The 21,581-nt window shown below is 63.3% G+C and carries 20 protein-coding genes and 1 pseudogene; 16 read left to right on the plus strand and 5 right to left on the minus strand.

Going from position 1 to position 21,581, the window contains the following annotated elements:
- Positions 1 to 133 precede the first annotated feature (133 nt).
- Complete coding sequence (locus OKB87_RS21890) at positions 134 to 967, plus strand: HAMP domain-containing protein (RefSeq protein WP_270828523.1); 834 nt, start codon at positions 134 to 136, stop codon at positions 965 to 967.
- Here the strand turns inward: OKB87_RS21890 and OKB87_RS21895 are convergent.
- Positions 964 to 1,280: pseudogene (locus OKB87_RS21895) on the minus strand (hypothetical protein). The gene OKB87_RS21890 and the pseudogene OKB87_RS21895 sit on opposite strands and share 4 nt — an antisense overlap.
- Before the next feature lie 241 nt (positions 1,281 to 1,521).
- Between OKB87_RS21895 and asnS the strand changes: the two are divergent.
- From asnS to OKB87_RS21910, 3 genes are all read left to right on the plus strand, one after another.
- The gene (gene asnS, locus OKB87_RS21900; RefSeq protein WP_043124168.1) at positions 1,522 to 2,922 is read left to right on the plus strand and encodes an asparagine--tRNA ligase; all 1,401 of its coding nucleotides are present in this window, start codon (positions 1,522 to 1,524) and stop codon (positions 2,920 to 2,922) included.
- 377 nt (positions 2,923 to 3,299) lie between these two features.
- Entirely contained in the window at positions 3,300 to 4,643 is a 1,344-nt protein-coding gene (locus tag OKB87_RS21905) for an anaerobic C4-dicarboxylate transporter (RefSeq protein WP_017410023.1), read from the plus strand.
- 134 nt (positions 4,644 to 4,777) lie between these two features.
- Positions 4,778 to 5,434 (plus strand): adenine nucleotide alpha hydrolase, encoded by a 657-nt coding sequence (locus tag OKB87_RS21910; RefSeq protein ID WP_270828524.1) that lies wholly within the window; start codon positions 4,778 to 4,780, stop codon positions 5,432 to 5,434.
- 86 nt (positions 5,435 to 5,520) lie between these two features.
- On the opposite strand, the gene OKB87_RS21915 is transcribed toward OKB87_RS21910, so the two are convergent.
- Both OKB87_RS21915 and dcuC read right to left on the minus strand, forming a co-directional pair.
- Entirely contained in the window at positions 5,521 to 6,660 is a 1,140-nt protein-coding gene (locus tag OKB87_RS21915; protein WP_270828525.1) for a M20 family metallopeptidase, read from the minus strand.
- Positions 6,661 to 6,744: 84 nt separating this feature from the next.
- Positions 6,745 to 8,121 (minus strand): C4-dicarboxylate transporter DcuC, encoded by a 1,377-nt coding sequence (gene dcuC / locus OKB87_RS21920; RefSeq protein WP_016350174.1) that lies wholly within the window; start codon positions 8,119 to 8,121, stop codon positions 6,745 to 6,747.
- 286 nt (positions 8,122 to 8,407) lie between these two features.
- Here dcuC and OKB87_RS21925 point away from each other — a divergent pair, with 286 nt between their 5' ends.
- The 9 genes from OKB87_RS21925 to OKB87_RS21965 all read left to right on the plus strand — a co-directional run bounded on the left by OKB87_RS21925 (position 8,408) and on the right by OKB87_RS21965 (position 16,834).
- On the plus strand, positions 8,408 to 8,722 hold the full coding sequence (locus OKB87_RS21925; RefSeq protein ID WP_024943845.1) for a hypothetical protein: 315 nt from the start codon (positions 8,408 to 8,410) through the stop codon (positions 8,720 to 8,722).
- A gap of 316 nt (positions 8,723 to 9,038) precedes the next feature.
- Complete coding sequence (locus OKB87_RS21930; protein WP_005298997.1) at positions 9,039 to 9,950, plus strand: LysR family transcriptional regulator; 912 nt, start codon at positions 9,039 to 9,041, stop codon at positions 9,948 to 9,950.
- Between the two features lie 195 nt (positions 9,951 to 10,145).
- Positions 10,146 to 10,496: an ArsC family reductase gene (locus OKB87_RS21935; protein WP_270828526.1), complete on the plus strand. Its 351-nt coding sequence runs from the start codon at positions 10,146 to 10,148 to the stop codon at positions 10,494 to 10,496.
- Positions 10,497 to 10,518: 22 nt separating this feature from the next.
- Positions 10,519 to 11,646, plus strand: a complete 1,128-nt coding sequence (gene dapE, locus OKB87_RS21940; protein ID WP_270828527.1) for a succinyl-diaminopimelate desuccinylase — start codon at positions 10,519 to 10,521, stop codon at positions 11,644 to 11,646.
- Entirely contained in the window at positions 11,643 to 12,332 is a 690-nt protein-coding gene (locus OKB87_RS21945; RefSeq protein ID WP_270828528.1) for a M15 family metallopeptidase, read from the plus strand. Before dapE ends, OKB87_RS21945 begins: the two co-directional genes overlap by 4 nt.
- Entirely contained in the window at positions 12,329 to 12,475 is a 147-nt protein-coding gene (locus tag OKB87_RS21950) for a hypothetical protein (RefSeq protein ID WP_005298986.1), read from the plus strand. Before OKB87_RS21945 ends, OKB87_RS21950 begins: the two co-directional genes overlap by 4 nt.
- A gap of 242 nt (positions 12,476 to 12,717) precedes the next feature.
- Positions 12,718 to 14,445, plus strand: a complete 1,728-nt coding sequence (locus tag OKB87_RS21955; RefSeq protein WP_270828529.1) for a potassium/proton antiporter — start codon at positions 12,718 to 12,720, stop codon at positions 14,443 to 14,445.
- A gap of 42 nt (positions 14,446 to 14,487) precedes the next feature.
- Positions 14,488 to 15,591, plus strand: a complete 1,104-nt coding sequence (locus OKB87_RS21960) for a beta-N-acetylglucosaminidase domain-containing protein (RefSeq protein ID WP_049049209.1) — start codon at positions 14,488 to 14,490, stop codon at positions 15,589 to 15,591.
- A 34-nt stretch (positions 15,592 to 15,625) separates the two neighbouring features.
- Positions 15,626 to 16,834 (plus strand): cation:proton antiporter, encoded by a 1,209-nt coding sequence (locus tag OKB87_RS21965; protein ID WP_270828530.1) that lies wholly within the window; start codon positions 15,626 to 15,628, stop codon positions 16,832 to 16,834.
- Between the two features lie 90 nt (positions 16,835 to 16,924).
- Here the strand turns inward: OKB87_RS21965 and OKB87_RS21970 are convergent, their stop codons facing one another.
- Positions 16,925 to 17,713: a DUF1460 domain-containing protein gene (locus OKB87_RS21970; protein WP_270828531.1), complete on the minus strand. Its 789-nt coding sequence runs from the start codon at positions 17,711 to 17,713 to the stop codon at positions 16,925 to 16,927.
- Between the two features lie 254 nt (positions 17,714 to 17,967).
- Positions 17,968 to 18,600, minus strand: coding sequence for a LysE family translocator (locus OKB87_RS21975; protein WP_011705371.1), 633 nt, complete (start codon positions 18,598 to 18,600; stop codon positions 17,968 to 17,970).
- Between the two features lie 164 nt (positions 18,601 to 18,764).
- Between OKB87_RS21975 and OKB87_RS21980 the strand changes: the two genes are divergently transcribed.
- The 3 genes from OKB87_RS21980 to OKB87_RS21990 all read left to right on the plus strand — a co-directional run bounded on the left by OKB87_RS21980 (position 18,765) and on the right by OKB87_RS21990 (position 21,420).
- Positions 18,765 to 20,387, plus strand: a complete 1,623-nt coding sequence (locus OKB87_RS21980; RefSeq protein WP_194760453.1) for a methyl-accepting chemotaxis protein — start codon at positions 18,765 to 18,767, stop codon at positions 20,385 to 20,387.
- A 177-nt stretch (positions 20,388 to 20,564) separates the two neighbouring features.
- Entirely contained in the window at positions 20,565 to 21,095 is a 531-nt protein-coding gene (locus OKB87_RS21985; RefSeq protein WP_016350163.1) for a DUF1523 family protein, read from the plus strand.
- 28 nt (positions 21,096 to 21,123) lie between these two features.
- Positions 21,124 to 21,420 (plus strand): winged helix-turn-helix domain-containing protein, encoded by a 297-nt coding sequence (locus tag OKB87_RS21990; RefSeq protein WP_029303501.1) that lies wholly within the window; start codon positions 21,124 to 21,126, stop codon positions 21,418 to 21,420.
- The last annotated feature ends 161 nt before the right edge of the window (positions 21,421 to 21,581 follow it).

The following is a 21,581-nucleotide window of genomic DNA, read 5'->3' on the forward strand; positions in this document are numbered from 1 at the left end:
CAGACGTGGCAGGCCCTGCCCGACCAGGCAGGGTCTTTTGACTCTTTTTCATCAGAATGTGAGCGAGACACCAGACCCGGGCGACCAAGACGCGTAGACTGCGCGGGTTTTACCCAACAGATGTACCGTTCCCATGCGCCTCTCCATTGCTGCCAAAATCAACTTCTTCCTGCTGTTCATCTTCTCCATGGTGCTGGTGTTCTCCGCCGCCTACCAGGCGGTGCGCGAACGCGACCTGATCCTGACCCTCATCAAGGAGCAGAGCCGCGAGCAGACCGAGGCCTACTTCGACGGCCTCAACATGCTGATGCTGACCGGCAAGATGGATGCCCGTGACACCCTGCGCGGCAAGTTTCTCGAGCACGCCCACGTGGAGGATGCCCGCATCGTGCGCAGCGAGGCGGTGAGCAAGCAGTACGGGGCTGGCCACCAGAGCGAGCAGCCCAAGGACAGGTTCGATGAGCTGGCACTGGCCGGCAAGGGCAGCCTGGAGGTGGTGCACGACGGCATGCACAGCAAGCTGGTGGTGACCCGCCCGCTGCTGGCCAAGAAGGACTTTCGCGGCACCGACTGCACCAGCTGTCACCAGGTACCGGAGAATACCGTGCTGGGGGCGGTGCGCTTTGACTACTCCCTCGACACCCTGTTTACCCGGGTCGAGCAGAACATCCTCACCTCGGCGCTGAGCCTCACCGTCATCTTCGGCCTGGGGCTGCTGCTGACCCTCTGGGTCATCCGCACCTGGATCGTCCGCCCCCTCAACCAGCTGACCCGCTCCATGGAGGAGGCCACTGACCTGCACGACTTCGGCCACCGGCTGGAAGGGGATGAAGGGGACGAGATTGGCCGGGTGGCGCTCGCCTACAACCAGATGCTCGACAGCGTGGAGCGTCAGCTGGGCAAACGGCCTGCCGCACCGATGGAGGGGAACGAGCAGAAGACGACAGAGAGAAGAAAAGAGGGCTAGCCCAGGTAGTAGAACAACAAACTGGCCATCAGGATCAGCAGCAAGATGGTCAGGTGCACCCGCCCCGTGTCCTCCTGCCGCCGGCAGCGTCGGCGCTCTGCCAGCAGCACCGCCAGGGTCAGCAGGCAGCAACCCCAGAGCCCGTGCAGCAGCCAGGGGGTGAGCAAGGGATCCCAGCTCTGGCGTACCCTGACCCCGCCATAGACCAGAAAACCGTAGGCCGTCTGCGGTCTGGCGAAGTGGTAGAGGGGAAGTGGTAGAGGGAGAGCAGGACGATGAAACCGCCCCAGCAGAGCATCACCAGCCCCTGCAACACCCGTGTCAGCCGGTCCGGCCCCCGTCGCCGCTCTTTCACGCTTATCCCCCGTCCAACTGGCCTGCCAATCCGCCGATAGGCGCCGAAATCCCCCCCAGAGTCCGACATTTTTGCTTGTTTATCAAACCTGCGCGGGTAAGATTGACGGCTTAGTCTGCCATGATGGGCCAAGATTGCCCGGGCCAGACCCCAAGTGTTGCAAATAGCGCTGCAAGAACAAGCTGGAGACAATATTTCGATGACGCACGCATCCGTAGTAGATGTGCTGACCGGTAAGTATGCGGTCGGCACCACCCAGACAGTGAAAGGGTGGATCCGGACCCGCCGCGATTCCAAGGCGGGGATCTCATTTTTGGCCATCTCCGATGGCTCCTGTTTCCATCCGGTACAGGCAGTCGTCCCCAATACCCTGGCCAATTACGAGAATGAAGTGCTGCGTCTGACCACGGCTTGCTCGGTGGAAGTGACCGGTCTGGTGGTCGAGTCTCAGGGCAGCGGCCAGGCGTTCGAACTGCAGGCCACCGACGTCAAGGTGGTGGGCTGGGTCGAAGATCCGGACACCTACCCCATGTCCGCCAAGCGTCACAGCATCGAATACCTGCGCGAGCAGGGCCACCTGCGTGCTCGTACCAACGTGGTCGGCGCCGTGACCCGGGTACGCAACTGCCTCTCCCAGGCCATTCACCGCTTCTTCCACGAGCAGGGCTATCTGTGGATTGCCGCGCCGCTCATCACCGCCTCCGACACCGAAGGCGCCGGCGAGATGTTCCGCGTCTCCACCCTGGATCTGGAAAACCTGCCGCGCACCCCGCAAGGCAAGGTGGACTATGACAAGGACTTCTTCGGCAAAGAGACCTTCCTGACCGTATCCGGCCAGCTCAACGTCGAAACCTACGCCTGCGCCCTGTCCAAGGTCTACACCTTCGGGCCGACCTTCCGCGCCGAAAACTCCAACACCAGCCGCCACCTGGCGGAGTTCTGGATGGTTGAGCCGGAAGTGGCCTTCGCCGATCTGGAAGACAACGCCGCCCTGGCCGAAGCCATGCTGAAGTATGTCTTCAACGCCGTGCTGGCCGAGCGCCGCGACGATCTGGAGTTCTTCGCCCAGCACGTGGACAAGGACGCCATCGGTCGTCTGGAGCGCTTCGTCGCCTCCGACTTCGCCCAGATTGACTACACCGACGCCATCGAAGTGCTGAAAAACTGCGGCAAGAGCTTCGAGTTCCCGGTCTCCTGGGGTATCGACCTCTCCTCCGAGCACGAGCGCTACCTGGCCGAAGAGCACTTCAAGTCCCCGGTGGTGGTGAAGAACTACCCGAAAGACATCAAGGCCTTCTACATGCGCCTCAACGACGACGGCAAGACCGTCGCCGCCATGGACGTACTGGCCCCGGGTATCGGCGAGATCATCGGTGGCTCCCAGCGTGAAGAGCGTCTGGACGTGCTGGATGCCCGTCTGGCCGAGATGGGTCTGAACAAGGAAGACTACTGGTGGTATCGCGACCTGCGCCGCTACGGTACCGTGCCGCACTCCGGCTTCGGTCTGGGCTTCGAGCGCCTGGTGGTTTACGTGACCGGCATGGGCAACGTCCGCGACGTGATCCCCTTCCCGCGCACCCCGCGCACCGCCGAGTTCTGATTACAGGACTTTGTCTTAAAAGCCGACCTCAGGGTCGGCTTTTTGTTGCCCGTTCGGCGGCCGGACGGCCTTGCCAGCACCACAATTAATCACTCTTGCCGCCCTCCGTCATGCCCCCTTGCTGACACACCCGCCCCGCGCCAGCCGTTGAGCCCCATACGCTGCCACTTATTGCCCGCAAAATAACAAAAACGTTAATACGTGGTTTTTATGACGTTAAATCAAAAAGCGATGAGTTATTGAAGTACCTCAAATTTTTGCCCTTTTTTGGCAGGCACAATAACCACTAACCCTTTAGGGCTAAATAAAAAACAGACAATCCCGGTCCATGAGCCCAACACAGCACAGACATGGATTAAATAACGCGAGGTAATGGAATGATCTTGATGGAATTTTTGGTGGTACTCGGCTGCTTGCTGCTGGGTACCCGGTTTGGGGGCATGGGGCTGGGTCTCATCAGCGGCATCGGTCTGTTCCTGCTGACCTTCGTGTTCGGTCTCACCCCGGGCGAACCACCGGTGCAGGTGATGCTGACCATACTGGCGGTGATCGGCTGCGCCGCCACCCTGCAGACCGCCGGCGGTCTCAACCTGATGATGCAGGTGGCCGAGCGCCTGCTGCGCCGCCACCCCCAGTACATCACCCTGCTGGCACCGCTCACCACCTGGACCCTCACCTTCCTGTGCGGTACCGGCCACGTGGTCTACACCATGTTCCCCATCATCGCCGACATCGCGCTGCAGAAGAACATCCGCCCGGAACGTCCGATGGCGGTGGCTTCCGTCGCCTCCCAGATGGCGATCTGCGCCTCGCCGGTATCGGTGGCCGTGGTCTCCATGGTCTCCATCCTGGCGGCCGGTCACGGCATCGGTCAGGCCTACAGTCTGCTCGACATTCTGATGGTAGCCATCCCCTCCTCGCTCACCGGGGTCATAGTCGCGGCCCTGTGGAGCCTGCGTCGCGGCAAGGATCTGGACAAGGACGAAGAGTTCCAGGCCAAGATCAAGGATCCGGAGCAGCGTGCCTTCGTCTACGGCGGCGGTGAGACCCTGCTCAACACCAAGTTCCCGAAAGAGGCCTACTGGTCGACCTGGATCTTCTTCGCCGCCATCGCCGCCGTGGTAGTGCTGGGGGCCGACGCCTCCCTGCGCCCGGTATTCGAAATGGGTGGCAAGACAGGCCCGCTCTCCATGAACCTGGTGATCCAGATGATGATGCTGATCGCCGGCGCCATCATCCTGATGCGCTGCAAGGTCAAACCGGGTGACATCTCCAACGGCGCCGTGTTCAAGGCCGGCATGGTGGCGATCTTCTCGGTATTCGGGGTCGCCTGGATGAGCGAAACCTTCTTCCAGGCCCACATGCCGCTGCTGAAAGAAACCCTGGCCCACGTGGTGCAGGCCCAGCCCTGGACCTATGCCCTGGTGCTGTTCCTCATCTCCAAGCTGGTGAACAGCCAGGCCGCAGCCCTGACCGCCATCGCCCCCATGGGGCTGGCGCTGGGTGTGGAGCCGAAGCTGCTGATCGCCTTCCTGCCGGCCAGCTACGGCTACTTCGTGCTGCCGACCTACCCGAGCGATCTGGCCTGTATCGGTTTCGACCGCTCCGGCACCACCCGCATCGGCAAGTTCATCATCAACCACAGCTTCATCATTCCGGGTCTGATCGGGGTTGCCACCTCCTGTACCCTGGGTTATCTGCTGACCAGCATACTGCTCTAAGCAACAGGCACCATTCAGTCAGTCCAGCAGGCCCCCACCGGGGGCCTGCTGTTTTATGCCCTGCCCCATCCCGCTTTGCCAACCGCCCGCACTCTGGGTAGCATGGCCCCTCTTTTCTTTGCGGAATTTCCCCCATGTCTCGCGTCATCGTGCTCTGGAGCGGCGGCAAGGATGCCATGCAGGCCCTCTGCCATGCCCGCGAAGCGGGTCATCAGGTGGTGGCACTGGCCACCTTTGCCCCGCTCGAACCCCGCTTTCTGGCCCATCCCCTGTCACAGGTGCGTCGGCAGGCGGCGGCCCTCGGGCTGCCCCATCTGCTGATCACCATCGAAGCGCCGTTCGATCTCGGTTATGAGCGGGCGCTGGCACGGCTAAAAGAGGAGTGGCGCCTGGATGGGGTGGTCACCGGTGATATCGACAGCGTGGGGGGCGCCCCGAACTGGATCCGCGAGCGCTGCCGCCCGCTCGATCTGGCCGTTCACACCCCGCTCTGGCAACAAAGCCGCGAGGCGCTGCTGGCAGACCTGCTGACCCGCGGCATCGTCGCCCACCTCTCCTGCGTCGACACCCAGGTGCTGGCCCCCGAGTGGGTGGGGCGCACGCTCGATGTGGCCACCCTGGCCGAATTGCAGCAGCTGGCGGCAAGCCGGGGCTTCGATGCCTGCGGCGAGCAGGGGGAATACCACACCATGGTGACCGACGGCCCGGGCTTTGCGGCGCCGCTGGTGCTCGGTCACTGGCAGGTTGCCCGTCAGCAGCAGCTCGCCTACCTGCTGGAGGATGAGGGGTAGCGGCGCAGCGCTGTCGCTCTCTCTGCACCGACAGGACAGATAAAAAACGGGAGGCGATGGCCTCCCGTTTTGTTTGTCATCCAAAGCTAGTTGACCAGCTTGCCCAGCACCCGCTGCAGCAGGCGGATGCGCGGCGCTATGCTATCCAGCAGCAGGAATTCCACCTCAGAGTGGAAACCGCCGCCCATGGGGCCGAAGCCATCGAGCGACGGCACCCCGGCTGCGGCGGTGAAGTTGGCATCCGAGCCGCCACCGGCCTCCAGCCAATTGAAGGAGATCCCCTCCTCTTTCGCCGCCGCAGCCACCAGTGCCATCAACGCCTCGGTGTCGCCACTCGGGCGCATCGCCGGCTTGAAGCTCTGGCGATCCACCTCGACCCGGCAACCGGCGAGGAAGGGGTTGTTGGCCATGAAGGTGAGTCGCTCGTGCACGGCGGCCGCTTCGTCATTGCTCCAGAAGCGCAAGTCGACGATCGCCTCGGCAAAGTCGGGCACCACGTTGACGCCGGTGCCGCCCTGCACCACGCCGACGTTCATGGTGGTGCCGGTATCGAGGTTGACCTGCTCGTTGATGGCGAGCACCCAATGAGCGAGTTCTGTGATGGCGGAAACCCCTTCAGTGAGGGCCGAACCGGCGTGGGAGGCCTTGCCGTGGAAGGTAATGCGGTACTTGGCATTGCCCTTGCGGGCGCTGATGAGATCCCCGCTCGGGCGCGCCGCCTCGGCCACCAGCACGCAGCCGCTCTGTTTGGCTTTTTTCACCAGCCACTCTTTGGACCAGGGGGAGCCAATCTCCTCGTCGCAGTTGCAGCAAACCAGCACCTTGAGCCTGGCCAGCACGGCCGGGTCCATCTCTTTAAGGGCATACCAGGTGGAGAGCAGGCCGCTCTTCATGTCCGACACACCGGGGCCAAACGCCTGATTGCCTTCGATTTTCAGCGGTCGCTTGGCTGCTGTCCCCTCGGGGAATACTGTGTCCATGTGGCCCACCAGCATCACGTCGTAGTGAGCCGCCCCCGGCGCATTGGTTGCCTCAAGGCAGGGACCGCACTCGGCGGCGAACTGGTGGCGGGTCACCTGCCAGCCGATGGCCTCATATTTCTCGGTCATGATGTCGGCCACTTTCGCCACCCCGGCCGGGGTGCGGGTGCCGCAATCGAGATTGATGAGGGGGGCCAGATCCGCCAGGTAGGCATCCAGAGAAAAAGCGTTGCGAGAGTCTGTCATTGTCATCTCCTGGGACGGAAGGACACACCTCCCGCCCGACGGCCGAATGAAAGGGGCAGACAGCTCGTGCCGTCCGCCGCCCGGTTACATAAACAGCAGATAGTTGAGGGTCAGCGCGGTCACCAGGGCACCGGCCATGGGCACGCAGGTGCGCTTGACCACCACGAAGGGGGAGACCTTGGCGATGCCCGCACAGGCGATCAGCACCGCCGCGATGGGGGAGACGGTGCGGCCGATGCTGGAGGCGAGCTGCATCGGCAGCAGCATGGTCACCGCCGGCACGCCGAACTTGGCCGCCACCGCCGGTGCCAGGGTCGAGAAGCTCAGGAACGCCGCGTTGCCAGAGCCCATGATGACGGCGGCCACCATGATGAGACCCACCATCACTAGCGTCATCAGGCCGCTGCCGATGCCGGCATTGCTGGCAGAGTGCAGCAGGGTGTCGATGGCACCGATGGCCTTGAGGGATTCGGCAAACAGCTCGGCGCAGACGATGAGCGCCACCACAGGGCCGAACACCTTGCCCATGCCGTCGAGGAAGCTGGAAAGCCCCGCGAAGGCGGTGCGCACCGAGCGGGTGCGCAGCAGCTCGCACAACATGCCGATAAAGACCGACAGCAGCATGGCCACCTCCACGCTGACGCTGATGGTGGTCACCAGCAGCTTGGAGAAGGTCATCATCAGCACGAAGGGGATAATGGGCAGCAGGGCATACCAGGTGGGTGCGGCTACCGCCTCGGTGCCCTGCTCGTCCAGCTCGGCGTGCTCGCCGCGATGCAGGGCCGGATCCCAGCCATCCTGGCGGTCACAATGCCGCTGCCAGAAGAAGTGCAGCACCATGGTCACCAGCAGCATGGGGGCCACCAGCCAGATCTGGTAGTCGACAAAATAGCTGGTCGGATCCATGCCGGATTGGCCGGCGGAGAAGATGGCGTTGGTCTGGGTCGGGCCGATTTCGAACGCCTGTGAGGTCGCGATAACGCCGCAGGCGGAGGCCGGGCTGATGCCGAGGTTGCGCATCACCGGGTACATGGTGACCATCAACAGCAGGCCAAGGCCGGTGGCGGAGGTGACGAACAGGGAGACGAAGACCGCCACCAGGTAGCAGATGGCCAGCATCAGGTAGCTGGACTGGATGCCCGCCACCGGTTTGACCGCCACCCGCACCAGCGCCTGGGAGGCACCGATATGGGACATGTAGGTGGCAAAGCCGGCCACCGCCATGATGGTGAGGCCGAGCCCCGCCGCCCGGTAAGAGAAGATCCCCTTGAACACCTCGAACAGATCGAACAGGGCGAAGCCGGTGCTCTTGTCGGCGGGCAGAATGGGGTGCAGTCCCAGCCAGTAGGCGACGGTGAAGATGGCCATGCCGGCCAGTGCCAGCACCGCCTGCGGGTTGTAATCCTTGACGATGCCGTAGACCACGGCCAGCAGTACGAGCAAGACGAAGACGAGTTCCAAACATTCACTCCTGATAAAGTTATCGAGGAGCGGAATCTAGTGGTCTGACCGCGCTTTCCCATTGATCCCCGTCAAGAAAGATGGCTTGACCGCAACCCAATAAAACAAAATGCTGCACACTTAACAAAAAACAGCAATTTAAACTAAAGGCAAACCTTTAGAATCCCTTTGCCACGCGTTCTGGCGAATAACCTCAGGCTTTTTTGCTTTGGATCAACGTCAGGGGCCAGTGAACTGGCCAAGATGCGCATCGACACACAGCGACCGTTTCGCGCCGGAGAGAGTTATGACAGACCGAGCCAACGCAGGCATGACGACCTGCGACTACAAGCTATGGGACATCCTCGTCGAGTCTGCAAAGGAACGCACCACCATTCGTTACTCCAAGCTGGCCAGGCAGGCCGGGCTGGAGAATTGCCAGGATGAGCTGCGCACGCTGCTGCAACGCATCCGCATGTACTGCACCGAGCACCAGTTGCCGATCCTCTCCGCCATCGTGGTGGACGATGTGGGCAAATATACCGGCCTCTCCTCCAGTCTGCCGGACGCCCCCTGGGAGCGTGCCAAGGTGTTTGACTACCAGTGGCCGGTTGCGCCCTGAGTCATCCACCCCTCACAATAACGCGCCCGCCGGCGCGTTTTGTACTTCTTTGGGCCCCCTTTTCCTGAACCGCAGGCAAAAAAAACCCGCCGAGACGGCGGGTACTAAGCAAGCAACGCTCTGGATGACCAGAGTAAAGAGTTCAGGCTGTCGAATCTTGCCACCTCCGGCACCACGCGAAAGAGGTAACAGGACAACATGGGTTTGCATAAATCGCTGATTTATCCAAGCTTCATGCTGACCATCGACGGGAAATGAGACTAAAGTGAAGGCCCTGCTTAAGGAAATGATTTATTAGTATTCCATTATGCACAGAATGAATTTACGAGGCGTCGACCTCAACCTGCTGGTGGTGCTCAAGGCACTGCTGGAGGAGCGCAACACCACCAAGGCCGCCGAACGGCTCGCCATGAGCCAGCCGGCCGTCAGCCGGGCACTGGCCCGCTTGCGTCTGCTCTATGACGATCCCCTGCTGATCCGCACTCCCCAGGGCATGGAACCCACCGCCAGGGCGGAGGCCTTGCTGCTGCCGCTGCGGGAGATCCTGCACGACATCGAGCAGACCTTCAGCCCCCCTGAGCAGCTCGACCCCGCCCAGTTCGAGGGGGTGCTGCGCATCGGGGCCCACACCTATGTGGAGTATGTGATGATGCCGAGCCTGCTGGCGCGGCTGCAACAGCAGGCGCCCAACCTGCGCATCCACATGGTGCCGCTCAATGCGGACTACGAGAGCCAGCTCGACGAAGGGGTCATCAGCATGGTGATCAGCAAGCAAGACGAGGTGCCCGGCCGTTTTCGCCGCATCCCGCTGTTCGAAGACAAGCTGATCTGCGCCGCCCACCGCAGCCACCCGCTGCAGGGCCAGGTGCTGTGCATCGAATCCTTCGCCCAGGCCCAGCACCTGCTGGTCGCTCCCCGCGGCAGCGAAGGGGGCATCGTCGATGATCTGCTGGCAGCCCACGGCATGACCCGGCACACCCCCTTGATAGTGCAAAGCTTTCTGGCGGCCCCCTTCATCCTGCCGTGCGCGCCTCTGCTGCTCACCTCCCCCGCCCGGGTGCTGCGCCCGCTGATGCCGCTGCTGGATCTGGTGGAGTACGAGACCCGCTTCGCCCTGCCCACCTTCGAAGTGAGCCTCATTCGCCATCGTCGCGACGACAACAACGCCATGCTCAACTGGTTCGAATCCGAACTGCACCTCTGGTGTCGCACCCAGAGCGAACTCTGATGCCCGCCGGCGCGTCCCGCGCCGGGCACTTTTCCCCTCCCCCCAGGCCCGACCAGCGCCTCGCCCCACCTCCCCCATGCGCATCGGCGTTGCCTTGAGATCGCCACAATGCCAGAATCGGGCCTCTTCTTGATTCCCCGTTTCAGGACTCAAGTTTCAGCTTTCCGGGCCCATGCCCGCAGACAAGGACTCCCCATGGCCACCACCCTCTATGGCATCAAGAACTGCGACACCATCAAGAAAGCCCGCAAGTGGCTGGAGCAGGCCGGCATCGACTACCGCTTTCACGACCACCGTGCCGACGGCCTGAATCCGGCCGATCTCGACCGCTGGCTGAGCCAGCTCGGCTGGGAAGCGCTGCTCAACAGCCGCGGTACCACCTTCCGTGACCTGCCGGACGAGGCCAAACAGGGGCTCGACACCGCCAAGGCGCGTGCCCTGTTGCTGGAGCATCCGGCCATGATCAAGCGCCCGCTGCTGGATCGAGACGGCGAGCTGACCCTGGGCTTCAAGGCCGATCACTACCAATCCCTCTTCTCTCGTTAAACTTTTTTGCTAAGGAACGCTGATGTCGGATGTCATCGCACTGGCCAAGGATCTGATCCGCCGCCCCTCCGTTACCCCGCTGGATGAAGGGTGCCAGACCCTGATGGCGGAACGCCTCGCCAAGCTCGGCTTCGTCATCGAGCCCATGGTGTTCGAAGACACCACCAACCTCTGGGCCCGCCGCGGCAACGAGGGGCCGCTGTTCTGCTTTGCCGGCCACACCGACGTGGTGCCCGCCGGCCCGCTGGACAAATGGCACACCCCGCCGTTCGAGCCGACCATCCAGGATGGCGTGCTCTACGGGCGCGGTGCCGCCGACATGAAGGGCTCGCTGGCCGCCATGGTGGTGGCGGTCGAGCGCTTTGTGGCCGAGCATCCGGATCACTCCGGTTCCATCGCCTTCCTTATCACCTCCGATGAAGAGGGGCCCTTCATCAACGGCACCACCCGGGTGATCGATACCCTGGAAGCGCGCCACGAGAAGATCACCTGGTGCATCGTCGGCGAACCCTCCTCCACTGCCGTGGTGGGGGACGTGGTGAAGAACGGCCGGCGCGGCTCCATCACCGGCGATCTGCTGGTGCGCGGGGTGCAGGGCCACGTCGCCTACCCCCATCTGGCGGACAACCCCATTCACAAAGCCGCGCCAGCGCTGGCGGAGCTCGCCGCCACCGTGTGGGATGAGGGCAACGCCTACTTCCCCCCCACCAGCTTCCAGATCGCCAACATCTCGGCCGGTACCGGCGCCTCCAACGTCATTCCCGGCGAATTGCACGTCCAGTTCAACTTCCGCTTCAGCACCGAGCTCACCGATGCCATGATCCGCGAGCGGGTCGAAGCCCTGCTGGACAGGCATGGTCTGGATTACCAGATCGACTGGACCCTCTCCGGCCAGCCCTTCCTCACCGACACCGGCAAGCTGCTGGCGGCGGCGGTCTCCGCCATCGAGGCGGTCAACGGCCAGCAGCCGGCCCTGCTCACCACCGGCGGCACCTCGGACGGGCGCTTTATTGCCCCCACCGGCGCCGAAGTGATCGAGCTGGGCCCGGTCAACGCCACCATCCACAAGGTGAACGAGTGCGTGAAGGCGGACGATCTGGATCTGCTGGCAGATATGTACCAAGGGGTACTCGCGAGGTTGCTGGCATGACCCAGGAGCAACTGCTGGGGTTGGATAAAGGTCACCTCATCCTGGTGGGGCAAGGCCCGCACCGGCTGACGGCCGCCACCGCAGCCGCCTTCAACGACATGCAGGTGGCCGCTGCCCACGCCGGCTTCAACCTGCAGCCCGCCTCCAGCTGGCGGGGCTTTGATCGCCAGCTTGCCATCTGGAACGGCAAGTGGCGCGGCGAGCGGCCGCTGCTCGATGCCCACAGCCAGCCCATCGACGCCCTGCAACTGAGCGACGAGGAGCGCCTCCACGCCATCCTGCGCTGGAGCGCCCTGCCCGGCACCAGTCGCCACCACTGGGGCACCGATCTCGACATCTATGACCCGGACTGCCTGCCCGCCGGCACCAGGCTGGCGCTGGAGCCCTGGGAGTATGAAGCCGGCGGCTGGTTCGCCGACCTGAGCGAGTGGCTTGAGGATCGCATGAACGACTTCGGCTTCTTCCTGCCTTACGCCAAGCCGGCCGGTGCCGGCAGCGGCGTCGCCTACGAGCCCTGGCACATCAGCTTTGCGCCTGAGTCCCGCGAGCAGCGGCTCGACCCGGCCGCGCTGGCACTTTGTCTGCAACAGGCGGATATTGAAGGCAAGGCGACCATACTGGCCAACCTCGACGAGATCCTGGCCCGCTATGTCACCCTGGCCACCGACGAAAGGAGTAGCACATGAACCTCTGGCTCTGGATAGGCTTGCCACTGCTCTTCCTGCTCGGCCTGTTTCTCAACGCCATCAAGGACATGAAGCGACTGGAGAAAGAGCTGCCCCGCTACAAGGACAAGATCCGGGAAGTGAAGGACGACGAGGACGACTGACTCGAGTCCGCCGACAGGGGCACCCACGGGTGCCCCTGTCGCTATCTGTCCACTTTGTGAACATGGTCACGTTGCTCATCACGCTGGCGACGCCGACGACCCCCTTTTGATGGCCAGAACCCTTCGCAGCCATGACACCGAAAATGTAAAAAACTGCAAATAAATGCACAATTAAGCCACACCGAGCCCAACAAACTGCATATAATGTGCCTGATTTGCATTTTGACAGAAGGAGTTCGCCATTGGATGCCGTCACCATCAACAGTTTTTTCCTCGTCGCGGCCTTGTTGGTGGGCGCCAGTGTCCTGTTGAGCGCGCTCTCCTCCCGTCTCGGTATCCCCATCCTGGTGATCTTCCTCGCCGTCGGCATGCTGGCCGGTGAAGATGGCCCCGGTGGCATCCACTTCGCCGACTACTCCATCGCCTATCTGGTGGGCAACCTAGCGCTCGCCATCATCCTGCTCGACGGCGGCATGCGCACCCGGGTCTCCTCGTTCCGGGTGGCGCTCTGGCCCGCGCTCTCGCTGGCCACGGTCGGGGTGGCCATCACCACCGGCCTCACGGGCCTTGCCGCCGCCTGGCTGTTTGATCTCAACCTGATGCAGGGGATGCTGATCGGCGCCATCGTCGGCTCCACCGATGCGGCGGCGGTCTTCTCCCTGCTCGGCGGGCGCAGCCTCAACGAGCGGGTCAGCGCCACCCTGGAGATAGAGTCGGGCAGCAACGACCCCATGGCGGTGTTTCTCACCGTCACCCTGATCGAGGTGCTGGCCAGCGCCGAGCAGGACCTCAACGCCGGTTTTCTGCTGCTGCAGCTGCTCAAGCAGTTCGGGCTGGGCGCCGGCATCGGCCTTGGCGGTGGCTGGCTGCTGTGGAAACTCATCAACAGCGCCAAGCTGGCCCCCGGCCTCTACCCGCTGCTCACCGTCAGCGGCGGCCTGCTCATCTTCGCCCTCACCACGGCGGTGGGCGGCAGCGGCATCCTCGCCATCTATCTCACCGGCCTCTTGCTCGGCAACCTCTCCCTGCGCAGCCGCAGCACCACCTTGTCGGTGCTGGACGGCCTGACCTGGCTCAGCCAGATCGGCATGTTCCTGGTGCTGGGGCTGCTCGCCTCCCCCCACAAGCTGCTGCCCATCGCCCTGCCGGCGCTGGCGCTGGCCATGTGGATGATCCTGTTCGCCCGCCCCATCTCGGTCTGGATCGGGCTGCTGCCGTTCAAAAACTTCGCCCCCCGCGAGCGCTGGTTCATCTCCTGGGTCGGCCTGCGCGGCGCGGTGCCGATCATTCTGGCGGTGTTCCCCATGATGGCGGGGCTGCCCAACGCCCAGCTCTACTTCAATGTCGCCTTCTTCGTGGTGCTGGTCTCGCTCATCTTGCAGGGCAGCTCGCTGCCGCTGGCCTCCAGGCTGGCGCGGGTGGAGGTACCGGCGCCCCCCTCACCCATCAACCGCTCCGGGCTCGAGATCGATCTCGACTCCCAGTGGGAGACCTTCGTCTATCGCTTGAGCGACGAGAAGTGGTGCATCGGCTCGCCGCTGCGGGATCTGCGCATGCCCAAGGGCACCCGCATTTGCGCCCTGTTCCGGGATCAGGAGCTGCTGCACCCCTCGGGCAGTACCTGTCTGCAATCCGATGACATCCTCTGCGTCATCGGCCACGAGCGCGACCTGCCCGCCCTCGGCCAGCTGTTCAGCCAGGCGCCGGAGCAGGATCTCGGCCCGCGCTTCTTCGGCGACTTCCTGCTGGAGGCGGCCGCCAACCTGGTGGATCTCGCCCCCCTGTACGGGCTGGATGTGAGCGAGGTGGCGGATCAGACCCTTGGCCATTTCATTGCCCACCAGTTGGGCGATAATCTGGTGGTCGGCGACCACGTCGAATGGCAGGGACTGATCTGGACCGTGGCCGAAATGGACGAGGGTGAGCCCCGCAAGATCGGGGTGCGCTTTCTGGAAGAAGATCCGGTCTGATCGTCGTTGTCTGCCTCGTCCTCTGCGAGAAGGGAGTTACCTATGCCTTACCAAACCCTGTTGTCCGGCTTGCAACCCCCTTCGCCCCAGCTGGGGGTGATCGAGGGCTTCTTTGGCAAGGGCTGGAGCTGGGAAGCCCGCGCCCGCTATGCCCAGTGGCTGCCCCGCCACGGTTACGGCTTCTATCTCTATGCCCCCAAGGAAGATGGCTACCTGCGCAAGCACTGGGCCAAGCCCTGGCCTGCCGCCCAGCTCGAGGCGCTGCGCCAGCTCGCCCGCCAGTGCCGCGACAACGGCCTCGCCTTCGGGGTGGGCCTGAGCCCCATGGGCGCGCACCACGACTATGCCCGCCAGCGGCCGGCCTTGCTGGAAAAGGTGCGGCTCATCGAGGAGGAGCTCAAACCCGACATCCTGGCCGTGCTGTTTGACGACATGAAGGGGGATACCCCGGATCTCGCCCACTGGCAGCTCACCATCGCCCACGACATCGCGGCCCACACCCGCGCAGGCCGCTTGCTCTTCTGCCCCAGCTACTACTCGACGGACCCCGTGCTGGAGAAGGTGTTCGGCGCCATGCCGCCCCACTATCTGCAGGATCTGGGGCAGGGGCTGGACAAGCGTTTTGAGATCTTCTGGACCGGCCCCAAAGTCTGCTCCAGCGACTATCCGGCGGCCCACCTCAAGCAGGTGGCCGAGTGGCTGCATCGCAAGCCGTTCCTGTGGGACAACTACCCGGTCAACGACGGCAGCAAGGCCAGCAGCTTCCTGCACCTGCGCGCCTTCGAGAACCGTCCGGCGGAACTCGCCGAGCTGACCTCGGGCCATGCGGTCAACCCCATGAAGCAGGCGGCGCTGTCGGTGCTGCCGCTGGCCACCCTGCCCATGAGCTACAAGCTCGGCAAGCAGTACGATCCGGACAAGGCGCTGCACGCCTCCCTCAATGCCACCTGCGGCCCCCAGATCTCCGCCATGATCCAGGCCGATCTGCCGCTGTTTCAGGACATAGGGCTGGCCCAGCTGACTCCTGAGCAGGTGGCTCATCTCAAGGCCCGCTACCTGCCGTTTCGCGACCAAGCCTGCGTCGGCGAGATCCTGCGCTGGCTGGATGGCGAATACGTGTTCGACCCGGACTGCCTGACCGACTGACCCCCACCACAGAGACCCTGCCACAGGAGGCTGCATGGATGCGTCCCTGATTTACCAGAACCTGGCGGTGATCGCCGCCTTTCTGCTGGTCTACAGCCTGATCGCCGGGCGCTTTGAATCGCGCCTCGTCAACGGCCCCCTGCTGTTTCTGCTGATGGGCTGGCTGTTGGGGCCGGGCGGCATCGAGCTGCTCTCCCTCTCCATCGACAGCGACGGCATCAAGCTGTTGGCAGAGCTGACCCTGGTCATCGTGCTGTTCAGCGACGCAGCCAACACCAACTGGCAGGTGCTGCTGGCCAACCGCGCCCTGCCCATCCGGCTGCTGCTGATCGGCCTGCCGCTCACCCTGGCGGCCGGCGCCCTGTTCGGTCACTGGCTCTTCCCCGACTTGCCGCTGCTGGAGATGGCGATCCTTTCCACCATACTCGCCCCCACCGATGCGGCGCTCGGCAAGGCGGTGGTGAGCAACCCGGCAGTACCCGCCCCCATCCGGGAGGGGCTCAACCAGGAGAGCGGCCTCAACGACGGCATCTGCGTGCCTGTGCTGCTCCTGCTGCTCGCCCTCATCGCCCCCACCGAGCAACACAGCGGCACCGGCCTGCTGGCTCTCACCCTCATGCTGGAGGAGATCGGCATCGGCCTGCTGGTAGCCTGGGGGCTGACCAGCCTCACCCTGCGCCTGCTCAAGACCGCCTACCTCAACGGCTGGCAGCTGCCGCTCTGGCGCCAGCTCACCATGCCCGGGCTGGCCCTGCTCTGCTTCGCGCTGGCCCAGACCCTGGGCGGCAGCGGCTTCATCGCCGCCTTCGTCGGCGGCCTGCTGATCGGCCGCAAACTGGGGGAGCACAAGCACGCCTATCTGGACAGCTGCGAGGGGTATGGCGATCTGCTCTCGGTGGTGATCTGGATGGTGTTCGGCGCCACCCTGATGCCCATGCTGACGGAGCTGCTGCACTGGCAATACTGGCTCTATGCCGCCGCCAGCCTCACCCTGCTGCGCATGCTGCCGGTCTGGCTGAGCCTGCTCGGCACCGGCCTCAAGCTTGAACTCAAGCTCTTCATCGGCTGGTTTGGGCCACGGGGGCTGGCTAGCATCGTCTTTGCGGTGATGGTGCTGCAAAATGAGCCGGCCCTCCTCGGCCAGCGCCCCATCATCGCCACCGTGCTCTGCACCATCATACTGAGCGTCATCCTGCACGGTCTCACCGCCAATCCCTGGGTCGCCCGCTTCAAACCCCGTTGAGGAAGCACCGCCAACAAAAGAGAAGCCCCGGGCACTGTCCGGGGCTTTCTTTTATCGGACGCAAGGCGTCCATCTCGGCCAGGGCCCTCCCTAGGAGCTCGAGTCCTCGGCCTGAGGCCGATAGACCAGGATCCCCGGCTTGTTCTGCACGTACTCCAGGAAGGGGGAGTCCACCACCTGCATCTTGCTCGAGAGGGAGGAGGCATTGCGCAGCACGGGGCCGTTCTCGCCACGGATGAAGATGCCGGTATGGGTCACGTCGAGCCCGGCGAGATCGGTGTAGATGCCGATGTAGTCCCCCTCTTCCAGCAGACTCAGGGTGTTCTCGTCGATGCTGGCGGAGGGAATGTAGGTGATGTCCCGCGCCGTCACCCCCAGCCCCGGAATGTAGTGGCCGCCGTCGGCCTTCTGGTTGAGCTGCTTGGCCGTGGTCACCGCGGCGCCCCCCACCAGATGGGTCACGTCGTTCACCTTGTTGTCGCCATGCACCCAGTCGGTGAAGAAGTGCTTTCTGGTCAGGTAGTTGACCTCACCGTTCACGTAACGAGTGTGCATCAGGTTCTCGATGAAGTGATGCACACTCGTTGCGCGACGCAGCGACTCGACATAATCCAGATAGGTGAAGCAATCGAGCCCGCCAAAATCCACCACCAGCTTCTCCTGCACCTCGTTCGACCCCACCAGCCGGTTGGCCACATAGGGATTGCCCAGAAACAGGCTGGAGAAGGTCTTGATCGACTGACCCGGCGCCCCCTGCTGACGGGCAAACAGCTCGATAAGCTGCGGCTCCTTGATGTTGTAAAAATCGAGGTTTCTCTCTTTGCCGGCGACTGCCGCGCCGGCAAACAGCAGCAATGCAATACTGGTCAGCCTCATCATCCTTAAATCTCCTTGCTCGGAATGTTAATAAACGGACCCTGTGCACTCTCTCGCAGGCGCAAGAGAATGCCATTCGAGACTGACGGCATCCCGGCCGTTTGCAAACCGGATAAATGTAAGCAAATGTGGCCGACCTTCCCCATCCCGCCTTGGCGACCGTATTCATGGTCGGTCCTTGTATCCGCAGACATCACGAAAAAGCCCCGCTGGGCGGGGCTTTTCGGCAGAGTCAGGCCAGCTGGCAAGCGATGGCATCAACCCAGCGCCAGCCAGACCCCGACACCGAACATCAGGGAGCCGGCAATCCGGTTCATCAGGGTGACGTTGCCGCTCTTGGCAAGGAAGTGGCGCAAGGTGCGGCCACCGCTGGCGTAGAGCAGCAGGCAGGAGAACTCGATGACCAGGATCAGGGCCACCAGGGCACTGATCTGCGGTGCCATCGGCTTGGCCGCGTTGATGAAAGGGGGCAGTAGGGAGACCATGAAGGCCCACCCCTTGGGGTTGGCGATGGCGGTGACGAAACCCTGCATGGCCAGCGCCAGGGGACGGGTCTCCTGGGCCGCCGACAGATCCGCCGGGATGGCCAGCTTGCCTTTGGCCTGCCACATCTGGATGCCGAGCCAGATGAGATAGGCGCCGCCCACGTATTTGAAGGCGGCAAACAGCGCCGGGTAGTTGAGCATGACGGCCGCCACCCCGATCACCGACAGTACCGACACCAGGCCGACCCCGATGAGCTCCCCCCACATCATGTGCAGGGTGCGGCGTACCCCCAGACTCATGCCGAGGGTCATCGCCAGGGTCATGCACATGCCGGGGGTCACGGAGACAAAAAAGAACGTGGGAATAAACAGCGCCAGAATGGCGGGATCGATCCAGTCGGACACACTACACCTCCATGGTAACAGACCGACGATCTTGCCTATCACATTCATTTAACACAAGAAAAAACCTTTTCGTTCAGCATGATTTCAGCCATAAAAACCTGTGACAAGGTTTGTCGCGCCTGTGTAAGATGCCGCCTTGTTCCTCTTCTGGGCCAGGATCTTTCATGTCATTGAATAATCTCTCTATCCGTCTGCAAGTACTCATTCCTCTCCTGCTCGCCAGCCTGCTGATGATCCTGATGATCGGGATCGGCAAGCAGGACATCGACAGCGCCATCGGCGACATGAATGACACCACCGTCAGCGTGACCCGTCACAAGGACGATATCGCCACCCTGATCCACGCCACCTACCGGCTGCGCACCACCGCCATCTATGGCCTCTACGACCCCGAACGCTTTGCCACGCTGCCAGGTGACCTGACCGCCGCCGAACAGGAGATCGGCTCCATCCTGGCCAGACTGGTCATCGCCGGCGCCGAGCAGGACAACAGCCGGGTGGCGTCCGCCCTGCAGGCCTACCTCGGCCACACCCGCAACAACATGCTGCCGCTGCTGGCCGCCAAGCACCAGGGCAGCGGCGATCCCGCCGCCTACGAGCAGGCCCGCCTGCGCTTTCGCGATCTGGGGGAAGAGCTCATCAAGCAGATCGATGCCATGTCGGCCCATATCAACCAGCTGATCCAGGATGAGATCGCCCAGGAGCAGGCCCACTACCACGCCACCCTGCTGCGCACCCTGCTGCTGATGGGGGCTGCCCTGCTGGCCGCCCTGTTCGGCGGCTGGTGGCTCTCCGGCCGGATAGTACGCCCCATCGGCCAGCTGCAGCAGGTGATGCGTGCCGTGGCCCAAGGCCGCTTCAACGTGCGCGCCGCCGCCGACGGCGACAACGAGCTGAGCCAGCTGGCTACCGACATCAACCAGACCCTGACCCAGCTTGGCAACACCATCCAGACCCTGACCGGCATCAGCGGCAACGTGGCCTCCGCCGCCACCGAGCTCGCCGCCGTGATGACCCAGTCCGAAGCCAACGCCCAGCAGCAGCGCAGCGAGACCGAGCAGGTGGCCTCCGCCGTCACCGAGCTGGCCAGCACCGCCGACAACGTCAACCACAACGCCGCCCTGGCCGATGAACTGGCGCGCGATGCCAACGACAGGGTCGAGCAGGGGCTGACGCTGTTTGCCGAGAGCATCCAGGCCAACAGCCGCATGGCGGGCAGCCTCGAGAGCGCCGCCGCGCAGGTGGCCCAGCTCAAGTCCCAGTCAGAGCAGATCGGCAAGGTGATCGAGGTCATTCAAGGGATTTCGGAGCAGACCAACCTGCTGGCCCTCAACGCCGCCATCGAGGCCGCCCGCGCCGGCGAAACCGGCCGCGGCTTTGCGGTGGTGGCCGACGAGGTACGCATGCTGGCGGCCCGCACCCAGGACTCCACCAAGGAGATCCAGGCCATCATCGAGCAGTTGCAGAGCCAGTCCCAGTCGGCCAACAGCGGCGTGCAGGAGACCCTCGCCATCCTGGCCCACAACCAGCAGCTCTCCGGCGAGGTGCAGGCGCTGCTGGGCGGCATCACCGAAGCGGTCAACCAGATCAACGGCGCCAACGCCCAGGTGGCTACCGCCGCCGAGGAGCAGTCCTGCGTCACCGCCGACATCAACCGCAACATCACCAACATCCACGAGATCGTCAACCAGAACGCGGCCGGCATCAGCCAGAGTGCCGCCGCCAGTCACGAACTGTCACAGCTCGCCGAGCAGCAGCGCAAGCAGCTGGCCCAGTTCCAGCTGTAACCACGCCCTCGTGAGTGCAGACAAGGCCCCGGATCCGGGGCCTTGCTGTTAATGAAGCTGACGGCTTGTTGTTGTTTTAAACGCTCTTTTTTATAACATGGCTTCATTGGGGGCTGGGCTACCTCACCAAATGTGGGTATGGTAGAGGCACGTCACTCCCCCTCATGCGAGATCATCATGAAGCTGTCCTTCAAGAAACCGGCCTTCATCGGCCTCGGGCTCATCGCCCTCGTCTCCGCCATCTGGCTCGATTTCTATCTGCCGGAGCACACCATCGCCACCATCACCGGGGTCGAGGTGAAACGCACCGACAAGGATGGCCCCATCAGCCAGAAGAACCCGGCCGACGGTCCCACCACCGACGTCTACTACATCTATACCGAGCGGCCCGGCGAGAAGATCCGCGTGTTCCGCAACGAAGACACCGAGTGGGGCTGGCCCTTCTACTTCAAGTTCAACGCCGCCGACGTGCAGGCCAAGGCCAAGTCGATGGAGTTCGAAAAACGGCTGGCCATCATTACCTCCTACGGCTGGCGCATCAACATGTTCTCCATGTTCCCCAACGTCACCAAGATTGAGAGCACCGAGCCCGACGCCTCCACCTGGAGCTTCTTCCGCTGGTTCTGGTTCGGCATCTGGGCTCTGGTGATGGGTAAGGCTGCCATCGCCACCTGGCGCTACTTCGATCGGCTCGAGGACGAGATATGAGCGACGCCGCTTGCCGGAGGAACGGACAATGAGTGAGCCGAGCAAGACGCGCACCAGCTTCTATCGCCGTCTCTACGTGGCCTGGCTCATCAGCCAGGGCACGGATACGGTACCGGCCATCATGGAGGCGACCGGCATGCCGCGCCGCACCGCGCAGGATACGCTCAGCGCCCTGGCCGAGCTGGACATCAGCTGCGGCTTCGAGCAGACCGAGGGGGCTCGTCATCTGCAGGGGCACTATCGCATCAGTGACTGGGGGCCCATCAATCCTGCCTGGATCGCGGCGCAATTGCCTGCCATCAAGGAGACGCTGGGTTACCCCTGAGGTCGTCTGTGACTGGGGGACAATCCGAGCAATCCTGCCTGGATAAAGGCCCAACTGCCGGCCATCAAGGAAACCCTGGGGTATCCCTAATCAGGTCTCTGCCCACCAAAATAAAAGAGGGCCAGCCTTGTAGGCTGGCCCTCTTTTATTTATCTGTGCCA

The sequence above is a fragment of the Aeromonas sp. Y318-1 genome (assembly GCF_027706125.1).
In the GTDB taxonomy this organism is placed as follows: Bacteria; Pseudomonadota; Gammaproteobacteria; order Enterobacterales; family Aeromonadaceae; genus Aeromonas; species Aeromonas hydrophila.

What these genes read in the sequence shown, in the direction of transcription:
- OKB87_RS21950 (WP_005298986.1), top strand. Translation starts at nt 12,329, where the DNA reads ATGAACCTCTGGCTCTGGATAGGCTTGCCACTGCTCTTCCTGCTCGGC.
- OKB87_RS21945 (WP_270828528.1), top strand. Translation starts at nt 11,643, where the DNA reads ATGACCCAGGAGCAACTGCTGGGGTTGGATAAAGGTCACCTCATCCTG.
- OKB87_RS21965 (WP_270828530.1), top strand. Translation starts at nt 15,626, where the DNA reads ATGGATGCGTCCCTGATTTACCAGAACCTGGCGGTGATCGCCGCCTTT.
- OKB87_RS21905 (WP_017410023.1), top strand. Translation starts at nt 3,300, where the DNA reads ATGATCTTGATGGAATTTTTGGTGGTACTCGGCTGCTTGCTGCTGGGT.
- asnS (WP_043124168.1), top strand. Translation starts at nt 1,522, where the DNA reads ATGACGCACGCATCCGTAGTAGATGTGCTGACCGGTAAGTATGCGGTC.
- OKB87_RS21990 (WP_029303501.1), top strand. Translation starts at nt 21,124, where the DNA reads ATGAGTGAGCCGAGCAAGACGCGCACCAGCTTCTATCGCCGTCTCTAC.
- OKB87_RS21980 (WP_194760453.1), top strand. Translation starts at nt 18,765, where the DNA reads ATGTCATTGAATAATCTCTCTATCCGTCTGCAAGTACTCATTCCTCTC.
- OKB87_RS21915 (WP_270828525.1), bottom strand. Translation starts at nt 6,660, where the DNA reads ATGACAGACTCTCGCAACGCTTTTTCTCTGGATGCCTACCTGGCGGAT.
- OKB87_RS21910 (WP_270828524.1), top strand. Translation starts at nt 4,778, where the DNA reads ATGTCTCGCGTCATCGTGCTCTGGAGCGGCGGCAAGGATGCCATGCAG.
- OKB87_RS21930 (WP_005298997.1), top strand. Translation starts at nt 9,039, where the DNA reads ATGAATTTACGAGGCGTCGACCTCAACCTGCTGGTGGTGCTCAAGGCA.
- dapE (WP_270828527.1), top strand. Translation starts at nt 10,519, where the DNA reads ATGTCGGATGTCATCGCACTGGCCAAGGATCTGATCCGCCGCCCCTCC.
- OKB87_RS21985 (WP_016350163.1), top strand. Translation starts at nt 20,565, where the DNA reads ATGAAGCTGTCCTTCAAGAAACCGGCCTTCATCGGCCTCGGGCTCATC.
- OKB87_RS21890 (WP_270828523.1), top strand. Translation starts at nt 134, where the DNA reads ATGCGCCTCTCCATTGCTGCCAAAATCAACTTCTTCCTGCTGTTCATC.
- OKB87_RS21925 (WP_024943845.1), top strand. Translation starts at nt 8,408, where the DNA reads ATGACAGACCGAGCCAACGCAGGCATGACGACCTGCGACTACAAGCTA.
- OKB87_RS21960 (WP_049049209.1), top strand. Translation starts at nt 14,488, where the DNA reads ATGCCTTACCAAACCCTGTTGTCCGGCTTGCAACCCCCTTCGCCCCAG.
- OKB87_RS21970 (WP_270828531.1), bottom strand. Translation starts at nt 17,713, where the DNA reads ATGATGAGGCTGACCAGTATTGCATTGCTGCTGTTTGCCGGCGCGGCA.
- OKB87_RS21935 (WP_270828526.1), top strand. Translation starts at nt 10,146, where the DNA reads ATGGCCACCACCCTCTATGGCATCAAGAACTGCGACACCATCAAGAAA.